At 76.2% G+C, this 2,931-nt stretch carries 3 protein-coding genes; 1 reads left to right on the forward strand and 2 read right to left on the reverse strand.

Features of this window, described 5'->3' with window-relative positions; genetic code table 11:
• Positions 1-150: 150 nt before the first annotated feature.
• Together BU198_RS06485 and BU198_RS06490 are read right to left on the reverse strand one after the other, a co-directional pair.
• On the reverse strand, positions 151-876 hold the full coding sequence (locus tag BU198_RS06485) for a class I SAM-dependent methyltransferase (protein ID WP_188295887.1): 726 nt from the start codon (positions 874-876) through the stop codon (positions 151-153).
• Positions 877-1,172: 296 nt separating this feature from the next.
• A complete protein-coding gene (locus BU198_RS06490) occupies positions 1,173-2,111 on the reverse strand; it encodes an oxidoreductase (RefSeq protein WP_188295888.1) in 939 nt (312 codons plus the stop codon).
• Between the two features lie 74 nt (positions 2,112-2,185).
• Between BU198_RS06490 and BU198_RS06495 the strand changes: the two genes are divergently transcribed.
• Positions 2,186-2,866, forward strand: a complete 681-nt coding sequence (locus tag BU198_RS06495; RefSeq protein ID WP_188295889.1) for a TetR family transcriptional regulator — start codon at positions 2,186-2,188, stop codon at positions 2,864-2,866.
• Positions 2,867-2,931: the final 65 nt, after the last annotated feature.

Raw genomic sequence — 2,931 nt, forward strand, 5'->3', positions numbered from 1 at the left:
CGCATGCCGGCCGGCAGACCGCCGGGCCGGGCCCGGGCACCCCCCTCGTGGACGGTGCCCGGCCCCGCTGCGCCCCCTGCGCCCCGCTGTGTCCCCTGCGCCCCGCTGCGCCCCGTGGGGCCGGTGGCTGGTGGCCTGGTGCGCGGGGGGTCAGGGGCGGGTGGTGTGGAGGACGAGTTCGCGGCCGGGGCGGTCGGGGGCGTCGTGGATGGCGGGGTGGGTGTAGCCGTGGGTGAGGAGGTCGGTGGTCAGTTCGGTGCGGGTGCGAAAGCGCAGGGTGGAGTGGGAGGTGAGGGTGGGGCCGTGGGGGTGGAAGGTGTAGGTGCGGCGGAAGGTGACCAGGGGTGGGTGGGCGGTGAGCAGGTCGATCCAGTGGGTGACGTGGGTGCCGTCGGGCAGGGCGGTGGTGGTGTGGGTGGCGTCGCGGTTCCAGTGGTGCCAGGCGTGGTGGTCGGGGTCGCGGGTCTCGAAGACGAGGCGGGCGCCGGGGCGCAGGGCGGTGTGCAGGCGGGTGAGGGTGGTGTGCCAGGCGGTGTCGGTGGTGATCTCCTGGGCGGTGTTGGCGGTCATGACGGCGAGGTCGGCGGCCAGTGGGGGCAGGGCGCGGGCGTCGCCGTGGATCCAGTGGACGTGGTGGGCGCCAGGTCTGGTGCGGGCGTGGGCGATGCTCGCGGCGGCGGGGTCGGCGGCGGTGACGGTGTGTCCTCGGGCGGTCAGGGCCAGGGCGAGGGTGCCGGTGCCGCAGCCGAGGTCGAGGACGTGGCGGGCGTCGAGGCGGCGGGCGAGGGCGAGGTAGGGGTGGAGGTCGGTGCGGTCGGCCTCGATGAGGTCGTAGAGGGCGGCGAGCCGGGGGTCGGTGTACGCCTCGTCGGCCACGGCCGGGCCCTTCAGGACCGGGCCGGCGCGCACGGCGCGGCCGGCCCGGCGGGGGAGCGGGGGCAGTGGGGGCAGTGGGGGCAGTGGGGCGGGGCGGGGGTGTGGCGCGGGGCCGGGCGTGTGGTCACGGGAGTGCCGGTGTCGGTGCCCGTGGGGGTGCGGGGTGCGGTGTCGTCGTCCATGACGGTGTCGTAGCAGGGCGTCCGGCCGGCGCGCACCCGTGTTTCGCCCCCGCCGCCCGTGCGGCGGCCCGGCATGTGACGCATCGTCATGTCGGGTGAGGGGGCGGCCGAACGTCAGGGGCCGTCGGTGCCGGGCAGGGTGAAGGGCATGCCGGTGAGGTCCTGGGACAGTTCCCACAGCCGCCGTCCCGCCGTCTCGTCGAGGGCGCGTGGTGCGGGGTCGGTGCGGACCGGGTCGCCGCGCAGTTCGCCGATGCCGCCCGGCCCGTACAGCTCTCCGCCCCGTACTCCGGGTGCGGTGGCGGCGTGCAGCTGTGCCAGGGCGCCGCGTTCGGGGGACTGGGCGAGGGGGCGCAGCAGGTGTCCGAAGAGCAGGCGTACCGGGCCGACGGCGCCGGTGCGGGGCAGGGCGGTGGCGGCGTAGCCGGGGTGGGCGAGCAGGCTGCGCAGGGGGTGGCGGGCGGCGGTCAGGCGGCGGTGGAGTTCGAGGGCGAAGAGGGCGTTGGCGAGTTTGGACTGGTTGTAGTGGCCCATCGGGGAGTAGGTGCGGGTGCCGGTGAGGTCGTCGAAGTCGATGTGTGCGCGGCGGTGGTTGGCGGAGGTGACGGTGACGACGCGGGGGTCGTGGCCGTGGGCGAGGAGGGGGGTGAGGCGGGCGGTGAGGGTGAAGTGGCCGAGGTGGTTGACGGCGAACTGGAGTTCGTGGCCGTGCGGGGTGAGGGTGCGCGGGGGTGCCATGACGCCGGCGTTGTTGACCAGGACGTCGGGGCGGGGGCCGTCGGTGTGCAGGCGGTCGGCGAAGGCGTGGACGGAGTCGGGGTCGGCGAGGTCCAGGTGGCGTACGTCCAGGCGGGCGCCGGGATGGGCGCGGGTGAGCAGGGCCGCGCAGTGGTGGCCTCTGGCCTCGTCGCGCGCGGCGAGGACGACGCGGGCGCCGCGGCGGGCGAGGGCGGTGGTGGTGGCCAGGCCCAGGCCGCTGGTGGCGCCGGTGACGACGAACACCCGTCCGCTGAGGTCCGGGGCGGGGTCGGGCATCGGGTGGTGGCGGGTCATGCGGCTCACGCTGCCCTGTGTGTCACCGAGTGTCAAGACTGACGTTTGATGACGTACGTGGCGTGGGGTCTAGGATGGGCGGCGTGACCTTGCGACCCGCTCCCACCCTGGCCCAGCGCAAGCGCCAGCTCGTCGCCGACGAACTCACCCGCGCCGCCCTGGACCTGCTGGCGGACGGCGGGTTCGACACCGTCACGGTCGACGAGATCGCCGCGGCCGCGGGCGTGTCCAAACGGACGTTCTTCCGCTACTTCGCGTCCAAGGAGGACGTCGTCGTCCAGTTCCTGGCCACCCTGGGCGCCGCCATGCACGAGGAACTCGCCGCCCGCCCGCCCGGCGAGGCACCCTCGACGGCGCTGCGGCACACGGTGTGGGCCTGCGTCCGGGACTGCGCCGGCCACGAGGAACGCGCCCGCAAGGTGGTGCGGCTGATCCTGGCCACACCCGCCCTGCACGCCCGCTTCCTGGAACGCCAGGCCCAGTGGCGCGACCGGCTCGCCGCCGGACTCGCCGCCCGCCTGGACCTGGACACCGGGCACGAGCTCTACCCGCGACTGGCCGCCGACATGGCCCTGTCGGCCTTCCACACGGTCCTCCAGCGCTGGAGCACCGCCGGCCCCGCCGACGCCGCCGCCGGCGGGGACGCCGCGGTGGACATCGCCGCACTGACGGACGGCTGCTTCGCCGTCATCGCCCCGGCCCTGGACGCCGCCGTACGCACCCCCGCCCCGCACACCGGCCCCGCCACCGCCTGACACCGCGCCGGGCGTACCGGCGCCGGCACCGGCGCCCGGGCCCGCGGGCAGCCCGGGGCCCGTAC

The sequence above is a fragment of the Streptomyces sp. CBMA156 genome (assembly GCF_014596515.1).
Taxonomy (GTDB): domain Bacteria; phylum Actinomycetota; class Actinomycetes; order Streptomycetales; family Streptomycetaceae; genus Kitasatospora.

Bases quoted from the DNA above. Each gene is read 5' to 3' on its own strand.
- BU198_RS06490 (WP_188295888.1), bottom strand. From the start codon at position 2,111: ATGACCCGCCACCACCCGATGCCCGACCCCGCCCCGGACCTCAGCGGA.
- BU198_RS06495 (WP_188295889.1), top strand. From the start codon at position 2,186: ATGGGCGGCGTGACCTTGCGACCCGCTCCCACCCTGGCCCAGCGCAAG.